Genomic DNA, 25,975 nt, shown 5'->3' on the forward strand with positions numbered 1-25,975 from the left:
ACCGGGGCGGTGGCAACTTCCGGTCATGGCACAAAGTTCCCGCACATCTCCGTATCTTGGCGGGACCTCCGGCCTCCGTCGGCGCCGCCGGAGCGGCCCGGGGACGCGCGGGTCGCCACCCGCCTGACCCCGGCCACGGACCGAGCCCCGTACCATCTCGACCAGAAGGCGCACGTCAGGAGAGCCATGTTCGAGCCACTCGGTCTCGATGAGACCGCGATCGCGGTCTACCGCGCGCTCCTCACCTCGCCGCGCCTCACCCCGCAGGGCCTCACGGTCGCCACCGGTCTCAACCCCGCCCAGGTGCTCGCCGTGCTGGACCTTCTGGAGGAGAAGGGCTTCCTCCGACGCTCGCACAACGACCCGGGCGAGCTGCGCACCGAGTCCCCCCTCGTCGCGTTCGAACGCCTCATCGGCCGCCACGAGGAGGTGCTGCACCGCTCCCAGGAGCAGCTGAGCTCGATGCGGGCGGGCTCGGCCGAGCTCGTGGAGGAGTACCACCGCGTGCTCGAGCGCACCCGCCTCGGCCAGATCGAGCACATCGTCGAGACCGACGAGATCGTCGCTCGGGTCCTCGAGCTCGGACAGAACGCGGAGCGGTCCGTCGATTCGCTGCTGACGACGTCGCCCACCCAGCACCAGATCGAGCAGGCGAAGAGCGATGAAGCCGCCATGCTCGCCCGCGGTATGCGTCTCCGCTCGATCATTCCGGCTGCCGGTCGGCACGTCGATGGCGTCGTCGAATACGCCGCTTGGCTGCAGGAGCGCGGCGGCGCCGCACGGACGGTGCTATCGGTGCCGAACCAAACTCTCCTCTACGACGGCGAGGTCGCCGTCCTCATGTTCAACCACGCCGACTTCACCCGAGGGGCCATCGTCCTGTCCGCGCCGGGAGCCGTGGTCGCGCTGCAATCCCTCTTCGACCTGCTGTGGGAGTCCGGCACGGACCTCGTCGAGCCGCCCAGCATGGACGAGCTCCGGCCGGAGGAGCGTGAGCTGCTCCAGCTCCTCGGCCGCGGGATGAAGGACGAGGCCGTGGCGCGCGCCCTCGGTATCTCCATCCGCACGGTCCGGCGGATGATCAACATCCTCAGCGAGCGCCTCGACGCACCGAGCCGGTTCACCCTCGGGGCCCGCGCCCACGAGCGCGGACTCATCTAGCCGCGCTCGCCGAGGAGCTCCTCCATCCGGTCACGCGGTCCCTCGGAGCGCGCCGCCTCGACGAGGACCTGCGGGTGGCGCGGGCCGGCGTCGGTGACGCGGTGGCGGGCGACGACGTCGAACCCGGCCGCACGGAGCTCACGCACGACGGTGGCGACGGTGACCACCCGCAGGCGCGAGGTGCACACCACGACGTCCTCGGCGCCCTGCTCGATCGGCAGCACGGTCAACCGCCAGGTCGGCGAGCCGGGCTCCCAGTACTCGTGGACGCGGAAGACCCGGCCGCTCGGTGCGACGACGACGCGCTCGACCTCCACCGGCAGGTCCTCGGCGCCGTGGTCGACGGCGCTCACGACGAGCCGGCCGTCGGGGAGGAGGTGGCGGCGGGCGCAGGCGAACATCGACGCGCGCGCCGCGGGCTCGTACGAGCCCAGGGTGGGCGAGGCCACGACGATCGCCCCGAAGCCCGCCTCGAGGGCGTAGGTCCAGGGGTCCGCCCGGACCACGTCGAAGGACGAGCGCAGCCGGGCCGGGCCGAGGGCCACCCGTCGGCGCACCGCGTCGAGGACGGCCTCCGACCGGTCGAGCGCGGTCACGCGGCGGCCGAGCGAGAGCAGGGGCACGCTGAGGCGGCCCGCACCGACGGCGAGGTCGAGCACGGGCCCGTCGACGCCGAGCACCACCCGCAGCAGGGCGTGGATCTCCCGGAGGTCGCCGTCGGCGACGTCGCCCAGGGTCAGCGCCCCCACGTCGTCGGTCAGCTCACGGACGTCGATGCTCCCGCCGAGGGAGGCGACGATGCGCCCGGCGTGGCCGGGGATGCCGTGCGCCGCCGCGCCGGGGTGGTGATAGGTACGAGCAACGGTCGGGACGGCCATGTCGGCACCTCCTCTCGGCCGGGCGGACCCGGCGGACGGCTCTACCAGAAGAAGGGGACGCGGCGCTCCTCGGGACCCAGGAGGGTCTCGAGGGCGATGAGGATCCCGGCGGCGCCGGAGCTGAGGTCGACCCCGGTGCGGGAGACGTCCAGGTCGGTGCCGCCCAGGAGTCCGAGCCGCTCCAGGTGGGGGCGCATGAGCGCGCGTCGCTGGACGGCGGTGTCCCACGGGGTGCGGCGCAGGTGCCACAGCGCGACGGCGGTGCCCGCCGCCCCGTCGAGGAGACCGGGCCGCTCGGGGACGTAGCACTCGCAGGCCGTGGCGATCCACTCCTGCGCGTCGCCGAGCCAACCGGCGTCCAGGTGGCCCGCGGCCTCGCGCAGCACCATGGCGAGCCCGGCGCTGCCGTTGCCGAGGAGCGGCTCCTGCCACCACAGCGGGGAGGCGTTCGCGTCGCTGAGCGGGCCCCAGCCCAGGAGGGCCAGGTCGTGCAGGAGCGCGACCTCGATGGGGGCGAGGAGCGACTCGTCCTCGGACACCTCGTACAGGTCGAGCAGGAACAGGGCGGCTCCGGCGCCACCGCGGAGCACTCCGGCACCGTGCCGGCCGGCGCCGAGCCGGACCGTGAGCTCGCCGGCGATCGAGGCCAGGCGGTCCATGAGGGCGCTCTCGTCCAGGATCGGGGCGCGCTCGAGCAGGGCGAGGCCGAGACCGGGCAGGCCCCGGGCCACCGAGACGTCCAGCGGCCCCAACGGTGCGGTGTCGACCGTGCGCCACAGCTCCTCGGCGGCGTCCGCGCGACCGAGACGGGACAGCGCCAGGGCCACGCCGCTCGCGCCGTCGAAGAGGCCGGGCCGACGCGGGTCCAGGCGGACGGCGGAGCGCTCGAGCCAGTCCACGAGCTCCGCCGGGACCTCGACGCCGGACTCGGCGAGGGCCCACAGCACGCCGGCGGCGCCGCGACCGAACGTCACCGCCGCCTCGCCCGACGGGCCGGGGAAGAGCCGGTCGGACCGTTCGGGGGTGGCGGTGGCGAGGATCTGCCGCACGAGGCGGTCCCGGGTCGAGCGGTAGGCGGGGGCACCGCGGTCGGTGAGGTCGACCACGGTGCCCCGCCCGCCCCGGCGGACCGGCGACCGGACCGGCTCACGCGTGAGCAGGTCGATCACCTCGCCGGAAGCAGCCCCGGACGGGACCACGAGATTCGCCATGCGGGTGCGCGACCCCGTCACCGCTGCACGGCGCTGCTCGAACGGGTGCGTCCTGGCCTCGATCATGGCGGGCCCCCTCTCGTGTTCCTCGTCCGGGTGATCGCCCCGGACCCCTCCAGATCAGGTGCGACACATCGAAACTACGAGGCGGGGAGAGCAGGTACCAGCCCTGGACGAGGCACGTCCGTGCCATGGCACGTTCATGCCACGGCCGGGCCCCCGCGGGAGGCCCGGCCGCGACCCGGCGAGGGGACCGTCAGCCCCAGACGAGAACCTGGGCGGGGTCCTCGAGGACGCGCGCGACGTCGGCGAGCAGCCGGGAGCCGAGGGCGCCGTCCACGAGGCGGTGGTCCATCGACAGCGCCAGCTGGGTGACCCAGCGGGGCCGGACCTTGCCCTTGTGGACCCACGGCTGGCGCCTGACCGAGCCGAACGCCAGGATCACCGACTCCCCCGGGTTGAGGATCGGGGTGCCGGTGTCGATGCCGAAGACGCCGACGTTGGTGATGGAGATCGTCCCGTCCGACATGTCCTGCGGCGTGGTCTTGCCGGCCCGGGCGGTCGCGGTGAGGTCGGCGAGCGCCACGGCGAGGTCGTGGAGCTTCATCCGGTTGGCGTTCTTGATGTTGGGCACGACCAGGCCCCGTGGCGTGGAGGCCGCGATCCCGAGGTTCATGTAGTGCTTGTAGACGATCTCCTTGGTCTGGTCGTCCCAGCTGGCGTTGACCTCCGGGTGGCGGCGGACCCCGTGGATGAACGCCTTCATGACGATGAGCAGCGGGGTGACCCGCACGTCGGCGAACTCCCGGTCGGCCCGCAGGCGCTCGACGAGCTTCATGGTCTTGGTGACGTCGACGGTCTGGAACACGGTCACGTGCGGGGCGGTGAAGGCGGAGGAGACCATCGCCTCGGCCGTGCGGCGCCGGACGGCCTTGGCCGGCACCCGGGTCTGCCGCCCGTCCTCGGAGACCGTCCCGCCCGCGAGCCACGGCTCCTCGTCGCCGGGGTAGGTGGCCAACGGCCTGGCCTCGGTCTTGGCCTGCTGGGCGACGACGTCCTCGCGGGTCACGATGCCGCCGGGCCCGGAGCCCCGGACCACCGTGAGGTCGACGCCGAGGTCCTTGGCGAGCTTGCGCACCGGCGGCTTCGCCAGGACGCGCAGCCCGGCGGGGCCGCCCGCCGCGGGCGGCGTGGCCGCGGTCCGCTGCGTGGCCGACGCCGGGCGTGCCGGGGCAGCCGGTGCGGCCTGCCCGGGCGCCGGTGCAGGAGTGGGTACCGGTGCAGGCGCCGGTGCTTGGGCCTGCGCAGGTGCCGGTGCCGGTGCCGGTGCCGGTGCAGGTGCCGCAACCGACTGGTCGGGGGCCGCCGCGCGACGGGGCCGTCGCGCCGCCGTCGCCCCCTTGGTGCCGTACCCGACCAGCACGCTGCCGGAGCCGTCCCCCGCCGCCTCGCCGGCCTGCGGGGTCCCGGACGTCTGCGCCGGCCGGTCGGTGGACGGCTCGCCCGGGGAACCCCCGGGGTCGGTGTCGATGACGATGATCGGCGTCCCGACGTCCACCGTCGCCCCCTCGGGGACGAGGAGCTCGTGGACGAGCCCGGCGTAGGGGCTGGGGAGCTCGACGACCGACTTGGCCGTCTCGATCTCGCACAGCTGCTGGTCGACGGCGACGGTGTCGCCCACCGCGACCGCCCAGGTGACCAGGTCGGCCTCGGTCAGGCCCTCACCGACGTCGGGGAGTCGGAACTGCTGGTAGCTCGGCACACGTGCTCCTTCAGTAGGCGAGGGCCCGGTCCACGGCGTCGAGGACGCGGTCCAGACCGGGGAGGTAGGCCTCCTCGTTCGCGCTCGCCGGGTAGGGGGTGTGGTACCCGCCCACCCGGAGCACGGGGGCCTCGAGGGAGTAGAAGCAGCGCTCGGCGACCCGGGCGGCGATCTCGGCGCCGGGGCCGAAGAACACCGGGGCCTCGTGGACGACCACGAGCCGGCCGGTGCGGGTGACCGAGGCCTCGACGGCGCCGAAGTCGACCGGCGAGATCGAGCGCAGGTCGATGACCTCGAGCTCGTGGCCCTCCTGCGCGGCCACCTCGGCGGCGGTGAGCATCGTGCGCACGGCAGGGCCGTACCCGACGAGGGTGAGGTCGCGTCCGGGCCGCACGGTCCGGGCGGAGTGGAGCCCGGTCGTCAGGGCCTCGCCGCCCAGGTCGACCTCGGCGTCGAGGTCGACCTCGCCCTTCTCCCAGTAGCGGGCCTTGGGCTCGAGGAAGAGCACCGGGTCGGGCGAGGCGATGGCCTGCTGGATCATCGTGTAGCCGTCCGCGGCGGTGGCGGGGCTGACGATCCGCAGGCCGGCGGTGTGCGCGAAGAGCGCCTCGGGCGACTCGCTGTGGTGCTCCACCGCGCCGATCCCGCCGCCGTAGGGCACGCGGATGACCACGGGCATGGACAGGTCCCCGCCCGAGCGGTACGTGAGCTTGGCCAGCTGGGTGGTGATCTGGTCGAAGGCGGGGAAGATGAAGCCGTCGAACTGGATCTCGCAGACCGGTCGGTACCCGGCCATGGCCAGCCCGATGGCGGTGCCGATGATCCCCGACTCGGCCAGGGGAGTGTCGACCACCCGGTCGGGCCCGAAGTCCTTCTGCAGGCCGTCGGTCACGCGGAAGACCCCGCCGAGGGGGCCAATGTCCTCACCCATGAGGAGGACCTTGTCGTCGCGCTCCAGGGCGCGGCGCAGGCCGGCGTTGATCGCCCTCGCCAGGACCGTCGTGCTCATCGGGTCTCCTCGAAGGCGGCCTCGAAGGCCTCCGCCTCGGCGCGCTCGGCCGCGACCAGGGGGTGGTCGGCGGTGTAGACGTGGTCGAACATCGCGCCCGTGGGCGGCGCCTCGAGCCCCCGGCAGAAGGCCCGGGCGGCGTCGGCCACGGCGTGGGCCTCGTCCTCGACGTCGGCGAGGAAGGCGTCGTCCGCCAGTCCCTCGGCGCGCAGGTGGACCCGCATCCGTGCGATCGGGTCACGCTCACGCCACAGGTCCTCCTCGGCGCGGTCGCGGTAGCGCGTGGGGTCGTCGGAGGTGGTGTGGGCGCCCATCCGGTAGGTGACCGCCTCGACGAAGGTCGGTCCCGAGCCCGAGCGGGCCCGCTCCAGGGCCGCGCGGGTCACGGCGTAGCAGGCGAGCACGTCGTTGCCGTCGACCCGCACCGACGGGATCCCGAACCCGGCGCCGCGCTGGACGAGCGGGACGCGGCTCTGGGTCGTGGTCGGCACGGAGATCGCCCAGTGGTTGTTCTGGAGGAAGAAGACCACCGGGGCGTTGTTCGAGGCCGCGAAGACCAGCGCCTCGTTCGTGTCGCCCTGGGACGTGGCGCCGTCGCCGAAGTAGACCACCGCCGCCCGGTCCCGGGCGGGGTCCCCGGTGCCGACGTCGCCGTCGCGCTGGATGCCCAGCGCGTAGCCGACGGCGTGCAGGGTGTGCGCGCCGATGACGAAGGTGTAGATGTTGAAGTTGTGCGCGGCGGGGTCCCAGCCGCCGTGCCGCACGCCGCGGAAGACCGGCAGGAGCTCGCCGAGGTCGAGCCCCCGGACCCGGGCGACCCCGTGCTCGCGGTAGGCCGGGAAGACGAAGTCGCGCGCGGCGAGGGCGTGGGCGGAACCGACCTGCGCACCCTCCTGCCCCAGGGAGGGGGGCCACAGCCCCAGCTCGCCCTGGCGCTGCAGCGCGGTGGCGGTGTTGTCGAAGGCGCGGGTGACGACCATGTCGCGGTACATGGTCCGCAGGGCCTCCGCGTCGAGGTCCGCGACGAGCGGCGAGTACGTGGGGTCCTCCACGCGTCGGCCACGGGGGTCGAGGAGCTGGACGGTGCCGGGTTCGGCCTCGTGGGCCCCGGCAAGGGCGGTGAGCGGCTCGGTCAAACGAAACCCTCCTCGAGCGACGGCGCACGGTGCGCCGCACGGTACACCGGGTCGGTCCGCCGCGCCCGCCCCAGGGGTGGCGGGTCGGGCGCGGCGGCGGTCCGGTACCGCATGGTGACGGTCCCCGGACGGACCTACGCCAGCGTAGGCTACGGAACCGTAACCTCGTCTTTGAGGAAACCTCCAACGATCCACCGCCTGGGCTGGTTACGACCCCCAAGAAGTGTGGAGTTCCACAGTGCCAGGGCGCCTGGGCGCGCACAGATCCCGCGGCCGGCCGGGACCAGGGTCCCGGACCGCAGCACCCGCGCAGCTGGTAGACGTGGCGCGTGCGCACCCCCCGTCCCGCCACCCGGCCCGCCGACCGCCCCGGGACGACCACCACCGACCCCGGCGGGCGACCACGACCGGCCCGCGGGCGGCGTCGCCCGCCCGGCTGGGTGCCGGACCAGCACGGCGCCTGGGCGATGATCGTCCTGCCCGTGGGGGTCGGCATCGCCCTGGCCGGCCCCACATGGACGCACGTCCCCCTCCTGGCGACCTGGTGGACCGGGTACTTCGCCTTCTACGCCACGGGCCTGTGGCTGCGCTCGCGGCGCCGGCCGCGCTACCTGCCGCCGGTGCGCGTGTACGGGACGGCGACGGCGGGGCTGGGGCTGGCCCTGCTGGTCCTCGCGCCTGACCTCGCGTGGTGGGCGCTGCCCTTCGCGCCGCTGGTCGCGGTGACCCTGTGGTCCTCGGCGCACCGGCGCGACCGCTCGCTGCTGAACGGCGCCGTCACCGTCCTGGCCGCCGGGCTGACGACGGCGGTGGCCTACGACGCCGGGACCTTCGGTTCCGGTGGCCTGTGGGGCACCGGGTGGCTCGCGGCGGGCGCGACGACGGCGCTGCCCGGCTCGTCCCCCGACGGCTCCCTCACCGGCTGGGCGTGGGCGTGGCTCGTCACGGCGCTGCTCACCGCGTACTTCCTCGGGACGGTCCTCTACGTCAAGACCAACATCCGCGAGCGCGGCAACCGGGCCTACCTCGTCGTCTCCGCCGGCTTCCACCTGCTGGGTGCGGCCGGGACGGCCGCGCTCGCCGCGGCCGGTTCCCTCACCGCCGCCCACGCGGCGGTGTGGGTCGCGCTCGCCATCCGGGCCGTCGCCGTGCCCGTGCTGGCGGCGCGCCGCGGACGTCCCGTGCGGCCGACGGCGCTCGGTCTGGGCGAGGTCGTCCTGTCCGTGCTGGTGGCGCTGACGCTGCTGCTGGGCTGACGCTGCTGCCGGCCCGGGTTGCCGGCCCGGTTTGCCGGGCCGAGCAGGTCAGCGCGCCGCCGGGACGGCGGCGTCGACGCCGAGGTCCGCGAGCCAGTGCCCCGCCACCCTGAGGAAGAGGTCGTTGCCCTCCGGCTCGCCGACGGAGACCCGCACGCCGTCGCCCGCGAACGCGCGCACGAGGACGCCCTGCTGCCGGGCGGCGTCGGCGAACGCGGCGGCCTGCCGGCCGAGCGGCAGCCAGACGAAGTTGCCCTGCGCGTCGGGCACGTGCCAGCCCTGCTCGGACAGCCCCGCCAGGACCCGCTCGCGCTCGCGGACGACGTGCTCGACGCGCTCGCGGACCTCGTCGGCGGCGCGCAGGCCCGCCAGGGCCGCCGCCATCCCCATGACGTTGACGCCGAACGGGGTGGAGGCCGCCCGGAAGCCGCGGGTCAGGCGGCGCCGGGCGAGGGCGTACCCGACCCTCAGTCCGGCGAGGCCGTACGCCTTGGAGAACGTGCGCAGCACGACGAGGTTGCGGTGCCGGGCGAGCAGCGCGGGACCGTCGGTCGGGTCGGGCGTGCGGACGAACTCGATGTAGGCCTCGTCCAGGACCACGAGCACCGAGGGCGGGACGATCTCGAGGAGCTCCTCCACCTCGGTGGCGGTCAGGGCGGGGCCGGTGGGGTTGTTCGGGCTGCAGAGGATCAGCGCCCTGGTCCGTTCGGTGACGGCGGCCGCCATCGCCTGCAGGTCGTGGCGGCCCTCGGCGTCGAGGGGCACGGCGACGGGCCGGGCCCCGGCGACCTGGACGGCGATGGGGTAGGCCTCGAAGGAGCGCCACGCGAAGACCACCTCGTCACCGGGGGCGCACACGGCGGCGAGCACGTGGGCCAGGACGGCGACCGAGCCGTTGCCCACCGTCACCCGCTCGGCGCCGACGCCGTGCGCGGCCCCGAGGGCCTCGGTGAGCTCGGTGGCGTACATGTCCGGGTAGCGGTTGACCTCGGCGGCGGCGTCGTCCAGGGCCGCCACGACGGACGGCAGCGGCGGGAAGGGGATCTCGTTGCTCGACAGCTTGAACACCTGGCGTCCGGCCGCCGGCCGGGCGCCGGGGACGTACGCGGGCAGGGATTCGATGTCCGGCCGCAGGCCCGGACGCGAGGGCGCCATGGCTCAAGGATGCACCACCGTGGCCCGCCCCGGCGGCACGCGTCCGGTGGCAGGATCGGTGCCATGACCTTCCTCGTGCGCCTCGTGGTCAACGGCCTCGCGATCTGGCTGACGACGTTCATCATCGACGGGATCGACCTGCCCGCCGCGTCCACGACCGGTGAGCAGGTGCTGACCGTCGCCGTCGTCGCGCTGGTGTTCACGCTGGTGAACATGGTCGTCCGGCCGGTCGTCGCCCTGCTGTCGCTGCCGTTCTACATCCTCACGCTCGGCCTGTTCTTCGTGGTCGTCAACGCCCTCATGCTCATGCTCACGGGGTGGATCACCGGGTTCACGGACTTCGGCCTCGTCGTCGACGGCTTCGTTCCCGCGCTCCTGGGCGGCATCGTCATCGCGGTCGCGGCCTGGATCCTGCACGCCCTCATCCCGGGCGACCACCGCTGAGGCCTCACCGCACGGTCCGCCAGGCCTCGAAGACGATCGACTCGGTCCGCGTCCCCGGCACCGCCACCGCACGGGCGGCCGCGTCCCGCTCCAGCCAGCGCCGGACCGCGGGGTCGTCGACCTCGTCGAGCCGCTCGGCCGAGCGCGCGTAGCCGTCCCGGTGGTGGGGCTCGTCCGCCCCGCCGTCGACGGCCACCGTGAGGTGGGCGTTGGGCTGGCCGTCGAGGCCGACGGTGATGTCGCGGACGTCCTCGAGGCTGAGCACCGACACCGCCTCGGGCACCCCCACCGGGCCGAGCGGGCTGCCTGCTGTGAGGACGGAGTCGACGGTGAACCGGGCCGTGACGAGCGGGTCCGCGGCGAGGCGGGCGGCCACGAGCCCGCCCTGGCTGTGTCCGACGAGGCTGACGGGCTCGCCGGGCGCGACGCCCGACCGGTCCAGGGCGGTGACGACGGCCCGCTCGACGTCGGTGCGCCGCCCGGCGAGCGCGAGGAGGTTCGTCGCGTTGTCCATGGGGTTCACCCCGCCGGCGAGGGGAGCCTGCGTGCCGGGGATGATGACCGTCCAGTGCCGGCGCCCAGCCGGCGTCGTGGTGCGCAGGACCTCGACGGCGCCGGTGCCACGACGGCGGACGTCACGCTCGAGGGCGGCGAGCCGTCCGAGCAGGTCGGCCGGCGTGCGGGGCGGCTGCACGGGGCGGGCGAGGGTCGTCAGGTGCGCGACCGCACCGAGCGTTCCCGGTGGCCCGACGGTGCCCCGTGGGCCGGGGGGCGCGGGGCCGCGCATCGGGACGACCGGTGCGGGAGCGACGGCGAGGCCGGACAGCCGCCGTCCGCCCTGGGCGACCAGGCCGACCGCGGAGAGCGGGCCGTAGGCGGCGAGCGCGGTCCGCTGGACCGGGGTGAGGCCGGCGACGGCCACCGGCTCGCCGTCGAGCAGCACGTGGCCGCGGGTGACGTCGTCGTCGAGGTACTGGGCGTACTGGGCGAACGCCGCCGTGTGGCGCTGCGCCACGACGGCGCCGGGGAGCGGGCCCGCCAGGGCCGCGGCCGCCGAGCCAGCATGGCCGACCAGGCGCAGCGCGTCGGCACCGACCACGACGGCGCCGGCCTGCCACGGCACGAGCCCGGGCGGCACGACCGCGCCGAGGACCCGCCACCAGGGCGGTGCGAGGAGCGTCGAGACCTCCCGCTCGGCCTCGGCGTACCAGACGCCCTGGAGGTCGAGGTCGGCGGCGAGCCCGCGCACCGCGCCGGCCAGCGCTGGGAGCGACCGGCCGACGCCGAGGACGTCCTCGAGGTGACGGCCGGCCTCGATCGCCGGGAGGACCGCGGCGGCGTGGTAGCGCATCACCTGCCCGGCGGCGACTGCGGCGTGCGCCCGGGACCGGTCGACCTCGGCCGCCGCGGAGCGCAGGAGCGCCGCTCGCTCCGCGAGCTCGTCGGTGTCCACGGCCACCCGCCCCCCGCCGGTGACCATGACCCGCGTGCGCCACGGGTGCGGGGTCCACGCCGGTGTGGTGTCGCCGTCGCGGGCGAGGACCCCCACCTAGGACCACCGCGCCGCGAGGTCCGCGTCGGCGGCGCCGGCCGCGCGCTCGGCGGCGTCGAGCACGTGCCGGAGGGACAGCGCCTCCAGCACCAGCCCCGTCACCGCCTCGGCGTAGGCCGCCGCACCCGGGCCCGTCCAGGCGGCCGGACCGGCGGCCCGGAGCAGGTCGATCGCCGCGTCGAGTGCGTCCCGGGCCAGGAGGATGTCGGTACGCAGCCCCGAGCCGGGGTCACAGACCAGCGCCATCGTCCCTCCTCGTCCCGCGGCGCCTCACGCCCGCCGCACGCCTGACCTCGGCCGCACGCCTGCCCCTCCGCCGCACGCTAGGTGGGGCGGGCCACCGGCCCGGTCCGCGGCCCGCCCGGCCTGTTGACGACGGCGACCGGCCCGCCCCTGTGCGGGGGCGGACCCCGGTGCGGGAGGATCCGGCGGTGGACACCTTCCTCAAGCGCGACCCCGGGCAGGCGGGAGCCACCGGCTTCGAGGCCGCCGGGCTCCGCTGGCTCACCGAGGCCCCGGGCGGCGCGGACGTCGTCACGATCGTCGACGAGGGGCCCGGGTGGCTCGAGACCCGGAGGCTCACCGAGTCCGCGCCCGGTGCCGCCGACGCGGAGGCGTTCGGCCGCGCCCTGGCCCGCACGCACGCGGCCGGCGCCCCGCACCTGGGCTGCCGCCCGCCGGGGTGGTCCGGGAACGGGTACATGGGCCGCGCGCCCCTGCCGCTCCGGGACGCCCCGTCAGGTTCCGACGCCGCGCGGGCGCCGAGCGGGAACTCGTCCGGCTCGTGGGGCGAGTTCTACGCCGCCGACCGGGTCCTGCCGTACCTGCCCGCCGCCGTCGCGAACGGGTCGGTGGACCGCGACGGCGAGCGAACGCTCACCGTCCTGGCCGAGCGACTGTCCGAGGGTGTGCTCGACCACCCGCAGCCGGCGCTCGTCACCGGGCCGGCGGCGCGCCTCCACGGGGATCTCTGGGGCGGGAACGTCCTGTGGGCGGCGGCCCCCGGGGGCCGGGTGCGCGGCACGCTCATCGACCCGGCCGCCCACGGTGGCCACGCGGAGTCCGACCTCGCCCAGCTGGCGGTCTTCGGGGTGCCGCACCGGGAGCGGATCGTCGCGGCCTACGAGGAGGTCTCCCCGTTCGCACCCGGCCGGGTCGAGCGGGTGGGCCTGCACCAGCTCCACATGCTGATCGTGCACGCCGCCCTCTTCGGCGGTGGGTACGGGCGCCGGACCGTCGCGGTGGCCGCCCGGTACCTGTGAGGCACCGGGCGGTCCGCGCTGTCAGGCGCGGGACCGTCAGGCGCGGGGCTGGCGCTCGGCCCAGTCGCCGAGCGCGACGCGCGGCCCGGTGTAGAACGGGATCTCCTCACGCACGTGCCGGCGCGCACCCACGGGCCGCAGGTCGCGCATGAGGTCGACGATGCGGTGCAGCTCGGCCGCCTCGAACGCCAGGATCCACTCGTAGTCGCCCAGCGCGAACGCGGAGACGGTGTTGGCGCGCACGTCCGGGTAGTCCCGGGCGGCCATGCCGTGCTCGCGGAGCATGTCGCGCCGCTCCTCCTCCGGCAGGAGGTACCACTCGTACGACCGCACGAACGGGTACACGCACAGGTAGGCGCCGGGGTCCTCGCCGGCCAGGTACGCCGGGACGTGCCGCTTGTTGAACTCGGCCGGCCGGTGCAGTCCCACGACGGACCACACCGGCGCGAGGTGCGCGCCGAGGCCGGAGGCGAGGAGCCGGTGGTAGGCGTCCTGGACGGCCTCGACGGTCGGGGCGTGCCACCACACCATGAGGTCGGCGTCCGCGCGGAGCCCCGCGACGTCGTAGAAGCCCCGCAGCACCACGCCGGCCCCGGCGACGGCGGCCTCGGCGTCGGCGACGAGCGCCGACCGCTCGGCCGCGTCGTCGGGCAGGGGCTCGGCCGTGGCGAAGACCGACCACATCGTGTAGTCGATGCCGGCGTTGATGGTCTCGACGTCGGCGCCCTCGCCGATCCGTGCGGGGCTGGGCTGGCTCATGGGTCGGGCTCCTCGGGAAGGGTCGTGGTGGTCGGGTCGCCTCAGACGGCGGCGCGGGTGTCGGCCGGCGCGTCGTCCTGGCAGGCGGCGGGGACGCCGCTGTCGACGCCGGCCCGCAGGCGGCAGCACCCCGGCCGGCAGACGTCGCGCCACGGGCCGAGCGCCCCGACGGCGACCCGCTCGGGTGCGTCGCCCCGCACGGAGGCCGCACGCTCGAGCAGGAGGTCGGCCAGGCCCGCGACGAACTCCGGCGCCGTGCCCACCGTGGCGGCGCGCTCCATGCGCAGCCCCAGCTCGTCGGCGGTCTCGCGCGCCTCGACGTCGAGGTCGTAGATGACCTCCATGTGGTCGGAGATGAAGCCGATCGGGGCCACGACCGCCGCCTCGGCGCCGTCGGCGTGCAGGGCGGTGAGCGTGCGGCTGACGTCGGGCTCGAGCCACGGTGTCACGGCGGTGCCGGAACGGGAGCAGTACGCCAGCTCCCAGGGCACCGGGCGGCCCAGCCGCTCGCCCACCTCCTTGGCGACGAGACCGGCGACGTCGAGGTGCTGAGCGGAATAGCTCGCGGCCGTCTCCACGCCCGAGCCCACCTCCATGGGGGTGGGGATGGAGTGGGTCACGAAGACCAGCGGTGCGGCCGGCCGGGGCCGTCGCCGCCCGTCACCGGCGGCGTCGCCCTCGCTGTCACCGCCACCGTCGCCATCGCCGAGGCGCTCGTACGCGGCGGCCACCGCCTCGACGTTCGCGGCGACGAAGCCCGGGTGGTTGAAGTAGGCGCGGACCTTGTCCACCTCGAGCTCGCGACCCTCCGCCGCGAGCGCGGCGAGCGAGGCGGCGATGTTCTCGCGGTACTGCCGGCAGCCCGAGTACGACCCGTAGGCGCTGGTGACGAGCGTGAGCACCCGGCGCGCGCCGGAGGCGTGCAGCTCACGCAGGGTGTCGGTGAGGAACGGGTCCCAGTTCCGGTTGCCCCAGACGACCGGGGTGTCGACGCCACGCCCGGCGAGATCCGCCTGCAACGCAGCCAGGAGCGCCTTGTTCTGGTCGTTGATGGGGCTGCGACCACCGAAGTGGTAGTAGTGCTCGCCCACCTCGGCGAGGCGCTCGTCAGGGATGCCGCGCCCCGCCGTGACGTTGCGCAGGAACGGCACGACGTCCTCCGGCTTCTCCGGTCCCCCGAAGGAGAGCAGCAGCACGGCGTCGTAGGGGGACAGGGAGGGCATGGCGCTCGCTCTCATACGTCAGCCGGCTGGGCCGGCAGGGGGAGGTGGGTGGCGGGCTCGTGCGGGTGTCCGGGGGCGTCCGCGACCGGGTGCACCGCGCCTGCGACCCCGGGCAGGCTCACGCCGAGGACCTGCTCGAGGGCGAGCAGGTACTCCTCGCCGCGACCCTGGCGCCCGGCGGTGCGCGCCCGGACCGTCGGCTCGTGGAGCAGGCGCGCGGCGAGGCGGCGCAGGGCCTGGGCGGCCTTGTCCGCGGGGATGGCACCGTCGGCGGGCAGACGCTCGATCTCGGCGGCGACGGCGTCCGCCACCGACTCGCGCAGGGCCACCACCGCCTGGTCCATGCGCCGGCCGGCGTGGTCCTCGAGGAGCTCGCGCACCGCGTCGTCGACGATCTGGCGGGCGCGGTCGATCTCGGCGGCGGTCGCGGCCGGGGCGTGCTCGCGCACGGTCGGCAGGTCGACGAGGAGGACGCCGTCGAGGTCGGCGACCTCCTCCTCGACGTCGCGGTGCAGGGCGAGGTCGACGACGACGAGCGGCCCGTCCTCCGGCCGGCGGGCGGCGACCACGGCGGCGACGAGGTCGACCCGCAGGACCGGGGTGCCCGTGCCGCGCACGGTCACGACGAGGTCGACGCCGGTCAGCGCGGCGGCCAGGTCCTCCTCTGCGACGACGACGCCGTGGCCGGCGGCGAAGTCCCGCGCCCGCCCGGAGGCCGACCACACCGCGACATCGGTGACGCCGCGCTCGCGCAGCGCGGCGAGGGAGGCGCCGGCGTAGGAGCCGGTGCCGACGAGCAGGGTGCGACGCCCGGCCAGGGAGGCGCGCGGGACGGCGGGGTCGTGGGGGTCGACGGGTGCCGCCTGCTCATGCTCGAGCGCGGCGGCGCGGGCGGCGGCGAGGTCGAGGGCGACCGAGACGACCGACAGCCCGGCCCGGGCCAGGTCCGTGGCGACCGCCACCTGGCGGGACGTGCGGGTGGCGCGCTGGAGGGTCTTCTCGAGCAGCGGCGAGGTCGTGCCCGCCTCGCGGGCGGCGCGCAGGGCCCGGCGCACCTGACCGGTGATCTCCCGCTCCCCCACCACCATCGAGTCCAGCCCGGCGGCGACCTCGAAGAGGTGACGGACCGCGGCATCGTCGGTCTCGGCCCGCATGAGCCGGGCGACCTCGGCCAGGTCGGTTCCCGAGGTGCGCGCCACCGCCTCCTGGGCGGCCCGGGCGGCCTCCTCGGGGCTCTCGGCCTCGACGTAGACCTCGAGCCGGTTGCACGTGGCCAGGACCACGGCGCCGGTCACGGCAGGGGAGGACGCCACGACCTGGGGGCCGACCTCGTGGGCACCCGTGCTCAACCGCTCGACGTCGGTGAGGTTCAGGTCGTGGTGATTCGCCGAGAGCATCAGGAGTACCACGTCCCCCCTAGTGAACCATTTCCCCGGGGGGCGGGCACAATGGTCCGGTGACGGATTCGACGACCACGGCCCCCGCCCAGGAAATGATGACACCCGCCCTGCTCGAGGCCTATTCCGGACGACGCCCGGAGCGTCTGCCGGTGTGGTTCATGCGCCAGGCCGGCCGCTCCCTCCCGGAGTACCGCGCCCTGCGCGAGGGGGTGGGGATGATCGAGTCGTGCCTGCGCCCGGACCTCGCGGCGGAGATCACGCTGCAGCCGGTGCGCCGTCACGGGGTGGACGCCGCGATCTTCTTCTCCGACATCATGGTGCCGCTGCACCTGGCCGGCGTCGACGTGACCATCCAGCCCGGGGTGGGGCCGGTCGTGGCCGAGCCGGTCCGCTCGGCGGCCGACGTCGACCGGCTCGTCGCCCACCAGCCCGGTGACGCCTCCGCCGTGGCCGAGGCCGTCAGGATCGTCGTGGCCGAGCTCGGCGAGACCCCGCTCATCGGCTTCGCGGGCGCCCCCTTCACCCTGGCGGCGTACCTCGTCGAGGGACGGCCATCGCGCGACCACCTCGCGGCCCGCACCCTCATGCACGCCGACCCCGAGTCCTGGCGGCGCCTCATGCGGTGGGCGGCGGACATCAGCGCCGACTTCGTGCGCACCCAGGTCCGCGCCGGCGCCCGCGCCGCCCAGCTGTTCGACTCCTGGGCGGGCGCGCTCTCCCTGGACGACTACGCCTCCCACGCGGCGCCGTTCAGCGCCCGCACCCTGGCCCAGATCCGCTCCCTCGGTGTGCCGGTCGTGCACTTCGGCACCGGCACCGGTGAGCTGCTCGGGGCCATGCGGGACGCCGGCGCGGACGTCGTCGGGGTCGACTACCGCATCCCGCTGGACGAGGCGAGCCGCCGCCTCGGCGGCACCACGGTGCTGCAGGGCAACATCGACCCGGCGCTCCTCGACGCCCCGTGGGACGTCCTCGAGGCGCACGTGCGCGACGTCGTCGAACGCGGCCGCTCGGCGCCCGCCCACGTGGTCAACCTCGGCCACGGCGTGCCGCCGGGCACCGACCCCGACGTCCTGACCCGCCTCGTGGCCCTGGTCCACTCGCTGTGAGGCGGGCGGTGCGCGGCGCCGCGGCCGGCCCGCCCGCCCGCCCGGACGAGCGCGCGGACGTCGTCGTCGTCGGCGGGGGGATGGCGGGGCTGAGCGCGGCGCACGCGTTCCTCGCCGAGGGCCTGCGCCCGGTGGTGCTCGAGGCGTCGTCCGCGGTCGGGGGTCTCGTGGGCTCCGGAGTCGTCGGCGGGTACGAGCTCGACCTCGGCGCCGAGGCCTTCGCCACCCGCCGGCCCGAGGTGGGCGACCTCGTCCGGTCCCTCGGGCTGGAGGTCGTCGAGCCCGGCGCCGGGTCCTGGGTGTGGACCCCCGAGCGGGCCTTCCGCATCCCCGTGCGGACCCTGCTCGGCGTACCGGCGGACCTCGGTGCGGCCGACGTCGTCGCCGCGCTCGGCCCCGAGGCCGCGGCGGCCGCGGCCGTGCGGGACCCCGGCCTGCCCGCCCACGTGGGCGCCGACGCCGCCGACCTCGCCACCCTCGTACGCACCCGGATGGGGCAGGTGGTCCTCGACCGGCTCGTCACCCCGGTGGCGGGCGGCATCCACTCGGCCGACCCCGCCGACCTCGCCGTCGACTCCGTCATGCCCGGCCTGCGGGCCGCCCTCACCGAGCACGGCACCCTGGCCGCCGCCGTGGCGGCGCTCGTCGACGCCACCCCCGGCGCGGCCGCGGCCAGCACCGCCGGCGGGCTGTTCCGCCTGCCCCGCGCCCTCGCCGCGGCGGTGAGGGCCGGCGGTGGTGAGGTCCGCACCGGGGCCACCGTCACCGGTCTCCACGCGGTCGAGGGCGGGTGGACCGTCGATGTCGACGAGGCGGGTGGACGGTCCCGCACCACCGCGGCCCACGTGGTCCTCGCCCTGCCCGAGGGCCCGGCACGGGAGCTCCTCGACGGTGTCCTGACCCTGCCCGACGCCCCCGCGGCGGGCGGGTCGACGATCACCCACGTCACCCTCGTCGTCGAGGCGCCGGCGCTCGACGCCGCCCCCCGCGGCTCCGGCCTGCTCGTGCCGCCGGGCGCGACGGGCGTGCGCGCGAAGGCGCTCACCCACGTCAGCGCGAAGTGGCCGTGGCTGCGTGAGGTCACCGGCCCGGGCGTCCACGTCCTGCGGGTCTCCTACGGCCGGCACGGCGAGCGCACCGACGACGTCGGTGCCGCGGCCGCGCTGGCCGACGCCACCACGCTCCTCGGCGTGCCCCTGGGCCGGGTCCTCGACCACCGGGTCGTGCGACGGACCGGGGTCCTCGCTGCCGCCACACCGGCCCACCGCGCGTACGTCACCACGGTCCGCGCCAGGGTCGCCGAGCGGCCGGGCCTGCACCTCGCCGGCGCCTGGGTCGCCGGCACGGGCCTGGCGGCGGTCGTCGCGCAGGCGCAGTCCCTGGCGCGGTCGGTCGCGACCGACCCGACGGGGCCGGTCGGCGTCGGGCGAGCGTCCGGCGGGGCCGAGGAATGACGTGCTGAACGGCATTTCCTGGAACGTCCCGGACGCCGTGGAGAAATGTGACGGAGGCCGCACATCAAAGGGTCGTGACAATCCGTCAGAAAACGAGATGACACCGTGCCAGAAAACCGCCTCGACAATTCCCCCGGCCCTGGTGACACTGGGGCGGTGAGCACGACCCTGCGCCTCGGCACCCGGGGCAGCGACCTCGCCCTCACCCAGTCCACGACGGTCGCGGAGGCGCTCGCCGCGAGCTCCGGTCTGGACGTGCGGCTCGTGCGCATCCGCACCGAGGGTGACCGCTCCACCGCGTCGCTGACCACCCTCGGGGGCACCGGCGTGTTCGCCGCGGCCCTGCGCGAGGCGCTCCTCGCCGGCGACATCGACGTCGCCGTCCACTCCCTCAAGGACCTGCCCTCCGCCCCCCTGCCCGGGCTGGAGATCGCCGCGGTCCCCGTGCGCGAGGACCCTCGCGACGCCCTGTGCGCCCGCGAGGGCTGGACGCTGACGACCCTGCCCGTCGGCGCCCGGGTCGGCACCGGGTCCCCCCGCCGGGCCGCCCAGCTGCGCCTGGCCCGCCCGGACCTCGACGTCGTCGACATCCGCGGCAACGTGCCCACCCGGCTGGCCCGCGTGGCGCCGGGCGACCTCGACGCCGTCGTCCTGGCCGCCGCGGGGCTGAGCCGCCTCGGGCTCCTGGCCCATGTCACCGACCTGCTGCCCACCGACGTCATGCTCCCCGCCCCCGGCCAGGGGGCCCTGGCGGTCGAGTGCCGGGCCGAGGAGCACGCGCCGCCGCTCGCCGCCGCCCTGCGCGAGGTCGAGGACCCCGCCACCCGCCTGGCGGTCGTGGCCGAGCGGGAGGTGCTGCGCGTCCTCGAGGCCGGCTGCACCGCCCCCGTCGCCGCCCACGCCCGGGTCGACGACGCCGGCCGCCTCCTGCTGACCGCCGGCGTGTTCGGTGGTGACGGGCTCGTCCGGTCCGGTGCCGCGGACGCGGACGACCTGACCACCGCGCGCGAGCTCGGCGCCGCCCTCGCCCACGAGCTCCTCGACGCCGGGGCGGTCGAGCTCGCGGGCCTGCCCCCGCGCAGCGACGCCTCCTCGGGCCGGCTGTGAGACACCGCTGATGACCGACCTCGCCGGCGCGGTCGTCCTCGTGCCCCGCCCGGCGGTCGACGACCCGTTCGTCCTGGCGGTGCGGGCGGCGGGCGGCCGGCCGCTGCCCACGCTCCTCGTCCGCACCGTCCCGACCCCGTCGACCGCGCTCGACGACGCCCTGCGGGCCCTGGCAACCGGCGCCCACACCTGGCTCGCGGTCACCTCGGCGGTGACCGTGGACGTGATCGCCGAGCGGGCCAGAGCCCTGGGGACCACCCCCGCGGAGCTCACCGCCGGCGCCCGCGTCGCCGCCGTCGGGCCGGCCACCGCGGAAGCGCTCGCGGCGGTGGGTGTCCGGACCGACCTCGTCCCCTCCCGCACCGCGAGCGCCGACGCGCTCGTGGCAGCGTGGCCGGAGCCGGACGGCGGCTCCGTGCTGCTCCCCCGGTCCGCGCTCGCCGCGCCCACCCTCGTGCACGGGCTGCGGGCGCGCGGCTGGCGCGTCACCGACGTCGTCGCGTACACCACCGTCCCCACGTCCGAGCCGGACCCTGCCGTCGCCGCCGCCCTCACCGCGGAGCAGGTCGACGCCGTCCTGCTCACCTCGGGGTCGGTCGCCCGGGCGCTCGTGAGCCTGTACGGCCTCCCGCCGGCGCGGACGCTGATCTGCGCGATCGGCGCGAGCACGGCCGCCGCGGCCGCCGCCGCCGGCCTCACGGTCGCCGCCGTCGCCTCGGCGCAGACCCCGGCCGGGCTCGTCGACGCCGTCGCGGCCGCCCTGCACCCGACGCCCCCGACTGCCCCGCCGGCCCCGATGGCCCCGATAGCCCCGACAGCCCCCATTTCCCCGACCAGCCCTACCACCCCTACCCAGGAGGAGCCCCGGTGACCACCCGCGAGGACCCCGCCCGTCCCCGGCCGCCCGCACCGGCACCGGACCCGGCCGCCGCTCACGCCGGCCGGCCGGCTGAGCCGCCCTACCGTCCGGTCGAGCGGCCCCGGCGCCTGCGCGCGACGCCGGCCCTGCGGCGGCTCGTCGCCGAGACCCGGGTCGCCCCCGCCGACCTGGTCCTGCCGATGTTCGTCCGTGAGGGGGTCACCGAGCCGGTGCCCATCGGGTCCATGCCCGGTGTCGTCCAGCACACGACGGACACGCTGCGGCGGGCCGCGGTCGAGGCGGCCGAGGCCGGCGTGGGCGGGGTCATGCTCTTCGGCGTCCCCGCGACCCGCGACGCCACGGGCACCTGCGCGACCGACGAGGACGGCATCCTCAACGCCGGACTGCGGGCGCTCGTGGCGGAGGTCGGCGACGCCGTCGTCGTCATGTCCGACCTGTGCCTCGACGAGTTCACCGACCACGGGCACTGCGGGGTGCTGGACGCCGCGGGGCGGGTGGACAACGACGCGACCCTCGTGCGGTACCAGGAGATGGCGCTCGCGCAGGCCGCGACCGGTGCCCACGTGCTGGGCCTCAGCGGGATGATGGACGGCCAGGTCGGCGCCGTACGTGAGGTGCTCGAGGGGGCCGGGTACACCGACACCGCGATCCTGGCCTACTCGGCCAAGTACGCCTCGGCGTTCTACGGCCCGTTCCGCGAGGCCGTCGACTCCCAGCTCCGCGGGGACCGCAAGACCTATCAGATGGACGTGGCCAACCGGCGGGAGGGCCTGCGCGAGGCCACGCTCGACCTCGCCGAGGGCGCCGACGTCGTCATGGTCAAGCCCGCGCTGGCCTACCTCGACGTCCTGGCCGAGGTCGCGGCGCTCTCCGAGGTGCCAGTGGCCGCCTACCAGGTCTCCGGGGAGTACGCGATGGTCGAGGCCGCCGCGGCTCAGGGCTGGCTCGACCGCCGGCGCACCATCGAGGAGACGGTCCTGTCCATCCGCCGCGCGGGCGCCGACGTCGTGCTGACCTACTGGGCCACCGAGCTGGCCCGCTGGCTACGGTGAGCCCGAGCACCGAGCACCGCCGCACCACCACCACACACCCGTCCCGAGGAGCACGACCATGACCGCCGACCCCACCCACGAGCTCTTCGAGCGGGCCCGCGCCGTCATCCCCGGCGGCGTGGACTCGCCCGTGCGCGCCTACGGATCGGTGGGGGGCGACCCGCGCTTCCTCGCCTCCGCGCGGGGCCCGTACGTCACCGACACCGAGGGACGCGAGTACGTCGACCTCGTCATGTCGTGGGGCCCGGCGCTCCTGGGCCACGCCCACCCCGAGGTCGTGGCCGCCGTGACCGCGGCGGCCGGCCGCGGCCTGTCCTTCGGCGCCCCTACGCTCGCCGAGGTCGAGCTCGCGGAGGCGGTGCGCGGCCGGGTGCCCGCCGCGGCCAAGGTGCGGTTCGTCTCCACCGGGACCGAGGCGACGATGACGGCGGTCCGCCTGGCCCGCGGCGCCACCGGCCGCGACCTCATCGTGAAGTTCGCCGGCTGCTACCACGGGCACGTCGACGCCCTCCTCGCCGAGGCGGGCTCCGGCGTCGCGACCTTCGCCCTGCCGGGCTCGGCCGGGGTGACCGCGGCCAGCGCCGCGGAGACGCTCGTCCTGCCCTACAACGACGTCGCGGCCCTGGAGACGGCCTTCGCCGAGCGCGGCAGCGAGATCGCCGCGGTCATCACCGAGGCCGCCCCGGCGAACATGGGCGTCGTGCCGCCGGTGCCCGGGTTCAACGCCGAGCTGCGCCGCATCACCGCCGACCACGGCTCCCTCATGATCCTCGACGAGGTCCTCACGGGCTTCCGCGTGGGCGCGTCGGGCTGGTGGGGCCTCGACGGCGTCCCGGCGGACGGCGGTCTGGGGGCGACGCTGCTCGGCGGGGAGGGCTGGGTGCCGGACCTGTTCACCTTCGGCAAGGTCGTCGGCGGCGGGATGCCCCTCGCCGCGCTGGGCGGTCGGGCGGACCTCATGGACCTCCTCGCGCCCGTCGGGCCGGTCTACCAGGCGGGCACCCTCTCGGGGAACCCGCTGGCGACCGCCGCCGGCCTGGCCACCCTGCGCCTGGCCGACGACGCCGTCTACGCCCACGTCGACGAGGCGGCCCGGGTGGTCGGCGAGGCCGCTAGCGCGGCCCTGACCGAGGCGGGTGTCGCGCACCGCCTCCAGCGGGCGGGCAACCTCTTCTCGGTGATGTTCGGCGAGGACGCCGCCACGGACGGGGTGCGGACGTACGCGCAGGCCCAGGCGCAGGACACGTTCCGGTACCCGCCGTTCTTCCACGCCATGCTCGACGCCGGGGTGGCCCTCCCGCCGAGCGTGTACGAGGCGTGGTTCCTCTCCGCCGCGCACGACGACGACGCGATCGGCCGCATCCTCGCGGCGCTGCCCGGTGCCGCGCGGGCGGCGGCCGCCGCCACCCCGGCCTGAGCCGCGGGTCAGTCCGGTTCCGGTGGCGCGTCCGCGCCCTCGGCCTCGTCACGCTCCGCCCACGACAGGAGCGGGGCGAGGTCGAAGACGGCCTCGTCGATGCCCGCGTGGAGGTCGCCGCGCTCGGCGTAGCGAGCCGGCATCGTCGCGACCGTGAAGTCCCCCGGGTCGCAGTCGGGCACCTCGTCCCAGGCGAGCGGGGCGGAGACGGTGGCCTGCGGCGTGCCCCGCACCGAGTAGGCGCAGGCGATGGTGTGGTCGCGGGCGTTCTGGTTGAAGTCGACGAACACCTTCGCCGGGTCGCGGTCCTTGCGCCACCACGTGGTGGTCGCATCGCTCGGGGTGCGCCGCTCGACCTCGCGCGCGAAGGCCAGCGCCGCGCGGCGCACGTCGGTGAAGCCGTGCTCGGGCCTGATCCGCACGTAGACGTGCAGACCGTCCCCGCCGGTGGTCTTGGGGAACCCGGTGGCGCCGAGCTCGTCGAGCACCTCGTGGGCGACGGCTGCCACCCGCCGGACGGTCGCGAATTCGCACGCCTCGCCCGGGTCGAGGTCGACGCGCCACTCGTCCGGCCTCTCGACGTCGGCCCGCCGGCTGTTCCATGGGTGGAACTCGACGGTCGACATCTGCACGGCCCAGATCACCTGGGCGAGCTCGGTGACGCACAGCTCGTCCGCGTCGCGGTCGTAGCGGGGGAAGTGCACGCGCACGGTCTCGACCCACGGCGGCGCGCCGTGCGGCAGCCGCTTCTGGTGCACCTTCTCCCCCTCGATCCCCTCGGGGAAGCGGTGCAGCATGCAGGGCCGCTCACGCAGGGCGTTCACCACGCCGTCGCCGACGGCGATGTCGTAGCGCGCGAGATCGAGCTTGGTGTGCCCGGGCCCCGGGAAGTACACGCGGTCGGGGTTGGAGATCCGTACCGTGCGACCGCCGACCTCGAGCTCGGTCGCGGGCGCCGTCGCCTTGGCCATGCACTCACTCCACCACGGACCGCGTCCGCCGTCGACCGTCCCGACGCCGTCGCCATCCCGCCCGTCGACCGTCCCGACGCCGTCGCCATCCCGCCCGTCGACCGTCCCGACGCCGTCGCCATCCCGCCCGTCGACCGGCGCCGCCACGCTCAGGCGTGCGGCGGCACGCCCCAGTGCTTGACGACCGGCGCGCCGCGCTTGTGGCCGAGGACCGCCCAGTGGGCGGCGTCGAGGAGGAAGTTCTCCCCGTACCGGGCGGGCAGCCCGAGCCATCGGACGACGAGCATGCGGGAGAGGTGGCTGTGCCCGACGACGAGCACGTCGCCGGAGTCGAGCAGCCGCTCGGCCCGCGCGATCACCCGGTCGACCCTGGCCGCGACGTCCTCGGCGCTCTCCCCGCCCGGGGCACCGTCGGTCCACAGGTTCCAGCTGCCGCGGCCCTCGGCCTCGCGCCGCTCGTTGTACTCGGCGGTCGTGACCCCCTCGAGCTCGCCGTAGTCCCACTCCACGAGGTCCTCGTCGATCTCGAAGTCGTCGATGCCGGCGAGCTCGGCGGTCCGACGTGCCCGCTGGTGCGGGCTGACGAGCACCTTGGCGAACTCCCGCTCGCCGAAGTTGTCCAGCAGCTCCCGCGCCTGCCGCTCGCCGCGCTCGGTGAGCGGGATGTCGGTGGTGCCGGTGTGCTGGCCGGAGAGGCTCCACTCCGTCTCCCCGTGCCGGACGACGATGAGGTCTGACATGCCGCGCTCCTTCCGGACGTCCCGCCGACGAGCATGCCGCTCCCACCGGCCGGGCGCACCACGGGCGCGGGTTACCGTCCAGGCGTACGGGTGCGGGTGGCCGTCCTGGCGTCGCGCACCACGACCGTGGCCGCCCGAGGTCGCGCACCACGCCGATGGCGTCCTCGCGTCACCGCGTCACCGCGTCGTGCCGCGCCGGAGAGCTCCGTGCCCACTGAGCCCGGGGGTGTTGTTTCGGTGCCTGTTGGCCGCTCGGGAATCGTGCTCGCCCTGGTGATCGCGCGGCTCGTTCCGGTTGCAGGCGTTCGCTGCAGCTGCATGCGTTCGCTGTGGTTGCCCGCGTTCGATGTGCCGACGGGTGCGCATGGACCGGACGCGGATGGCGCCGGGTCGAACGGGACGTCCGGTTTGCCAACAGTGCTCACACAAGGCTCGTGCCGGAGGCCTCGCCCTCACTGCCCCGCGGGCGACCGCCAGCGGCGCTTCTGGCGTGTCCAACGCTTCCGGCGCCATCGGTTCTGGCGCTCCAGGTGTCTCGCGAGCGCCCGCCACGTGGCGCGCTCCTGGCGCCGGCCGAGGACGAGGAGCACGGGCGCCAGTGCGGCCGCGCGGCCGTGGAGGCGGACGTCCCAGTCCCAGCTCAGCCGGGTGCCGCCCTCGGCCGGGGTGAAGGTCAGGGCGCCCGACGTGTCCATCCAGCTCAGGTGCGCCCGCACGGCCAGCGACCGCAGAGGGTCGTACCCGGTGATCTCCGACGACATGTGCGCGGCCCGGCCGGGCATCCGCATCCGCTGGTGGAAGCGCGTTCCCGTGCCGACCGGTCCGGGGGTGACCTTCTCCGCCGACGCCATCCGGCGGTTGTACCTCGGCTCGTTCCGCATGTCGGCGACGAACGCGAAGACCTCCACGAGCGGCCTGCGGACGACGACCTCGCCGGTCATCGTGCCGCCTCGCGGGGCGTCCGCCGTCCGTGCAGGTGTCCTCACGCTGGTGGGCACGACGACCTCCTCCTCGACCGGCCGCGGGCACCCAGTGTC

The 25,975-nt window shown here is 75.7% G+C and carries 24 protein-coding genes; 10 read left to right on the forward strand and 14 right to left on the reverse strand.

Annotated elements, in window-relative coordinates; translation table 11 throughout:
* The first annotated feature begins 186 nt into the window (after positions 1 to 186).
* Entirely contained in the window at positions 187 to 1,161 is a 975-nt protein-coding gene (locus AAEM63_RS17630) for a LuxR C-terminal-related transcriptional regulator (protein ID WP_341359514.1), read from the forward strand.
* Here the strand turns inward: AAEM63_RS17630 and mpaM are convergent.
* The 5 genes from mpaM to pdhA form a co-directional block, all read right to left on the reverse strand.
* Positions 1,158 to 2,039, reverse strand: coding sequence for a daptide-type RiPP biosynthesis methyltransferase (gene mpaM, locus AAEM63_RS17635; protein WP_341359515.1), 882 nt, complete (start codon positions 2,037 to 2,039; stop codon positions 1,158 to 1,160). The genes AAEM63_RS17630 and mpaM overlap by 4 nt on opposite strands.
* A gap of 41 nt (positions 2,040 to 2,080) precedes the next feature.
* A complete protein-coding gene (locus AAEM63_RS17640) occupies positions 2,081 to 3,316 on the reverse strand; it encodes a hypothetical protein (protein ID WP_341359516.1) in 1,236 nt (411 codons plus the stop codon).
* 190 nt (positions 3,317 to 3,506) lie between these two features.
* On the reverse strand, positions 3,507 to 5,012 hold the full coding sequence (locus AAEM63_RS17645) for a dihydrolipoamide acetyltransferase family protein (protein ID WP_341359517.1): 1,506 nt from the start codon (positions 5,010 to 5,012) through the stop codon (positions 3,507 to 3,509).
* A gap of 10 nt (positions 5,013 to 5,022) precedes the next feature.
* Complete coding sequence (locus tag AAEM63_RS17650) at positions 5,023 to 6,021, reverse strand: alpha-ketoacid dehydrogenase subunit beta (RefSeq protein ID WP_341359518.1); 999 nt, start codon at positions 6,019 to 6,021, stop codon at positions 5,023 to 5,025.
* Entirely contained in the window at positions 6,018 to 7,157 is a 1,140-nt protein-coding gene (gene pdhA / locus AAEM63_RS17655; protein ID WP_341359519.1) for a pyruvate dehydrogenase (acetyl-transferring) E1 component subunit alpha, read from the reverse strand. The genes AAEM63_RS17650 and pdhA overlap by 4 nt, the downstream gene beginning before the upstream one ends.
* A 329-nt stretch (positions 7,158 to 7,486) precedes the next feature.
* Here pdhA and AAEM63_RS17660 point away from each other — a divergent pair, with 329 nt between their 5' ends.
* Positions 7,487 to 8,413: a YwiC-like family protein gene (locus AAEM63_RS17660; RefSeq protein WP_341359520.1), complete on the forward strand. Its 927-nt coding sequence runs from the start codon at positions 7,487 to 7,489 to the stop codon at positions 8,411 to 8,413.
* Between the two features lie 48 nt (positions 8,414 to 8,461).
* Here AAEM63_RS17660 and hisC read toward each other — a convergent pair whose 3' ends face one another.
* Positions 8,462 to 9,568, reverse strand: a complete 1,107-nt coding sequence (gene hisC / locus AAEM63_RS17665; protein ID WP_341359521.1) for a histidinol-phosphate transaminase — start codon at positions 9,566 to 9,568, stop codon at positions 8,462 to 8,464.
* Positions 9,569 to 9,631: 63 nt separating this feature from the next.
* Here hisC and AAEM63_RS17670 point away from each other — a divergent pair, with 63 nt between their 5' ends.
* On the forward strand, positions 9,632 to 10,012 hold the full coding sequence (locus tag AAEM63_RS17670; RefSeq protein ID WP_341359522.1) for a phage holin family protein: 381 nt from the start codon (positions 9,632 to 9,634) through the stop codon (positions 10,010 to 10,012).
* Between the two features lie 4 nt (positions 10,013 to 10,016).
* On the opposite strand, the gene AAEM63_RS17675 is transcribed toward AAEM63_RS17670, so the two are convergent.
* A complete protein-coding gene (locus tag AAEM63_RS17675; RefSeq protein ID WP_341359523.1) occupies positions 10,017 to 11,561 on the reverse strand; it encodes a hypothetical protein in 1,545 nt (514 codons plus the stop codon).
* Positions 11,562 to 11,810 carry a hypothetical protein gene (locus tag AAEM63_RS17680; protein WP_341359524.1) on the reverse strand — a complete coding sequence of 83 codons (249 nt, stop codon included), beginning with the start codon at positions 11,808 to 11,810 and terminating at the stop codon, positions 11,562 to 11,564.
* 185 nt (positions 11,811 to 11,995) lie between these two features.
* Between AAEM63_RS17680 and AAEM63_RS17685 the strand changes: the two genes are divergently transcribed.
* Entirely contained in the window at positions 11,996 to 12,826 is an 831-nt protein-coding gene (locus AAEM63_RS17685) for a fructosamine kinase family protein (RefSeq protein WP_341359525.1), read from the forward strand.
* Between the two features lie 36 nt (positions 12,827 to 12,862).
* On the opposite strand, the gene hemQ is transcribed toward AAEM63_RS17685, so the two are convergent.
* The 3 genes from hemQ to AAEM63_RS17700 are packed head-to-tail and all read right to left on the reverse strand — an operon-like array spanning position 12,863 to position 16,205.
* Positions 12,863 to 13,585: a hydrogen peroxide-dependent heme synthase gene (gene hemQ / locus AAEM63_RS17690; RefSeq protein ID WP_341359526.1), complete on the reverse strand. Its 723-nt coding sequence runs from the start codon at positions 13,583 to 13,585 to the stop codon at positions 12,863 to 12,865.
* 41 nt (positions 13,586 to 13,626) lie between these two features.
* Complete coding sequence (locus tag AAEM63_RS17695; protein WP_341359527.1) at positions 13,627 to 14,808, reverse strand: ferrochelatase; 1,182 nt, start codon at positions 14,806 to 14,808, stop codon at positions 13,627 to 13,629.
* Positions 14,809 to 14,819: 11 nt separating this feature from the next.
* Complete coding sequence (locus AAEM63_RS17700) at positions 14,820 to 16,205, reverse strand: glutamyl-tRNA reductase (protein WP_341359528.1); 1,386 nt, start codon at positions 16,203 to 16,205, stop codon at positions 14,820 to 14,822.
* Positions 16,206 to 16,303: 98 nt separating this feature from the next.
* Between AAEM63_RS17700 and hemE the strand changes: the two genes are divergently transcribed.
* From hemE to hemL, 6 genes are all read left to right on the forward strand, one after another.
* Positions 16,304 to 17,317 carry a uroporphyrinogen decarboxylase gene (gene hemE / locus AAEM63_RS17705; protein WP_341359529.1) on the forward strand — a complete coding sequence of 338 codons (1,014 nt, stop codon included), beginning with the start codon at positions 16,304 to 16,306 and terminating at the stop codon, positions 17,315 to 17,317.
* 8 nt (positions 17,318 to 17,325) lie between these two features.
* On the forward strand, positions 17,326 to 18,771 hold the full coding sequence (locus tag AAEM63_RS17710) for an FAD-dependent oxidoreductase (RefSeq protein WP_341359530.1): 1,446 nt from the start codon (positions 17,326 to 17,328) through the stop codon (positions 18,769 to 18,771).
* A gap of 156 nt (positions 18,772 to 18,927) precedes the next feature.
* Positions 18,928 to 19,878, forward strand: coding sequence for a hydroxymethylbilane synthase (hemC, locus tag AAEM63_RS17715; RefSeq protein ID WP_341359531.1), 951 nt, complete (start codon positions 18,928 to 18,930; stop codon positions 19,876 to 19,878).
* A 10-nt stretch (positions 19,879 to 19,888) separates the two neighbouring features.
* Complete coding sequence (locus tag AAEM63_RS17720; RefSeq protein WP_341359532.1) at positions 19,889 to 20,749, forward strand: uroporphyrinogen-III synthase; 861 nt, start codon at positions 19,889 to 19,891, stop codon at positions 20,747 to 20,749.
* Entirely contained in the window at positions 20,746 to 21,810 is a 1,065-nt protein-coding gene (gene hemB / locus AAEM63_RS17725) for a porphobilinogen synthase (protein WP_341359533.1), read from the forward strand. Before AAEM63_RS17720 ends, hemB begins: the two co-directional genes overlap by 4 nt.
* A 58-nt stretch (positions 21,811 to 21,868) precedes the next feature.
* Positions 21,869 to 23,227, forward strand: a complete 1,359-nt coding sequence (hemL, locus tag AAEM63_RS17730; protein ID WP_341359534.1) for a glutamate-1-semialdehyde 2,1-aminomutase — start codon at positions 21,869 to 21,871, stop codon at positions 23,225 to 23,227.
* 8 nt (positions 23,228 to 23,235) lie between these two features.
* On the opposite strand, the gene ligD is transcribed toward hemL, so the two are convergent.
* The 3 genes from ligD to AAEM63_RS17745 form a co-directional block, all read right to left on the reverse strand.
* Positions 23,236 to 24,198 carry a non-homologous end-joining DNA ligase gene (ligD, locus tag AAEM63_RS17735; RefSeq protein WP_341359535.1) on the reverse strand — a complete coding sequence of 321 codons (963 nt, stop codon included), beginning with the start codon at positions 24,196 to 24,198 and terminating at the stop codon, positions 23,236 to 23,238.
* Between the two features lie 149 nt (positions 24,199 to 24,347).
* A complete protein-coding gene (locus AAEM63_RS17740) occupies positions 24,348 to 24,938 on the reverse strand; it encodes a histidine phosphatase family protein (protein WP_341359536.1) in 591 nt (196 codons plus the stop codon).
* 452 nt (positions 24,939 to 25,390) lie between these two features.
* Entirely contained in the window at positions 25,391 to 25,936 is a 546-nt protein-coding gene (locus tag AAEM63_RS17745; protein ID WP_341359537.1) for an SRPBCC family protein, read from the reverse strand.
* Between the last annotated feature and the right edge of the window lie 39 nt (positions 25,937 to 25,975).

Origin of the sequence: Georgenia sp. M64 (assembly GCF_038049925.1) — a bacterium.
Lineage (GTDB): Bacteria > Actinomycetota > Actinomycetes > Actinomycetales > Actinomycetaceae > Georgenia.

Coding starts and splice junctions, on each gene's coding strand:
- ligD (WP_341359535.1), bottom strand. CDS start 24,198: ATGGCCAAGGCGACGGCGCCCGCGACCGAGCTCGAGGTCGGCGGTCGC.
- AAEM63_RS17720 (WP_341359532.1), top strand. CDS start 19,889: ATGACCGACCTCGCCGGCGCGGTCGTCCTCGTGCCCCGCCCGGCGGTC.
- hisC (WP_341359521.1), bottom strand. CDS start 9,568: ATGGCGCCCTCGCGTCCGGGCCTGCGGCCGGACATCGAATCCCTGCCC.
- AAEM63_RS17640 (WP_341359516.1), bottom strand. CDS start 3,316: ATGATCGAGGCCAGGACGCACCCGTTCGAGCAGCGCCGTGCAGCGGTG.
- mpaM (WP_341359515.1), bottom strand. CDS start 2,039: ATGGCCGTCCCGACCGTTGCTCGTACCTATCACCACCCCGGCGCGGCG.
- hemQ (WP_341359526.1), bottom strand. CDS start 13,585: ATGAGCCAGCCCAGCCCCGCACGGATCGGCGAGGGCGCCGACGTCGAG.
- AAEM63_RS17650 (WP_341359518.1), bottom strand. CDS start 6,021: ATGAGCACGACGGTCCTGGCGAGGGCGATCAACGCCGGCCTGCGCCGC.
- AAEM63_RS17670 (WP_341359522.1), top strand. CDS start 9,632: ATGACCTTCCTCGTGCGCCTCGTGGTCAACGGCCTCGCGATCTGGCTG.
- AAEM63_RS17740 (WP_341359536.1), bottom strand. CDS start 24,938: ATGTCAGACCTCATCGTCGTCCGGCACGGGGAGACGGAGTGGAGCCTC.
- AAEM63_RS17680 (WP_341359524.1), bottom strand. CDS start 11,810: ATGGCGCTGGTCTGTGACCCCGGCTCGGGGCTGCGTACCGACATCCTC.
- AAEM63_RS17695 (WP_341359527.1), bottom strand. CDS start 14,808: ATGCCCTCCCTGTCCCCCTACGACGCCGTGCTGCTGCTCTCCTTCGGG.
- AAEM63_RS17700 (WP_341359528.1), bottom strand. CDS start 16,205: ATGCTCTCGGCGAATCACCACGACCTGAACCTCACCGACGTCGAGCGG.
- hemL (WP_341359534.1), top strand. CDS start 21,869: ATGACCGCCGACCCCACCCACGAGCTCTTCGAGCGGGCCCGCGCCGTC.
- hemE (WP_341359529.1), top strand. CDS start 16,304: ATGACACCCGCCCTGCTCGAGGCCTATTCCGGACGACGCCCGGAGCGT.
- AAEM63_RS17630 (WP_341359514.1), top strand. CDS start 187: ATGTTCGAGCCACTCGGTCTCGATGAGACCGCGATCGCGGTCTACCGC.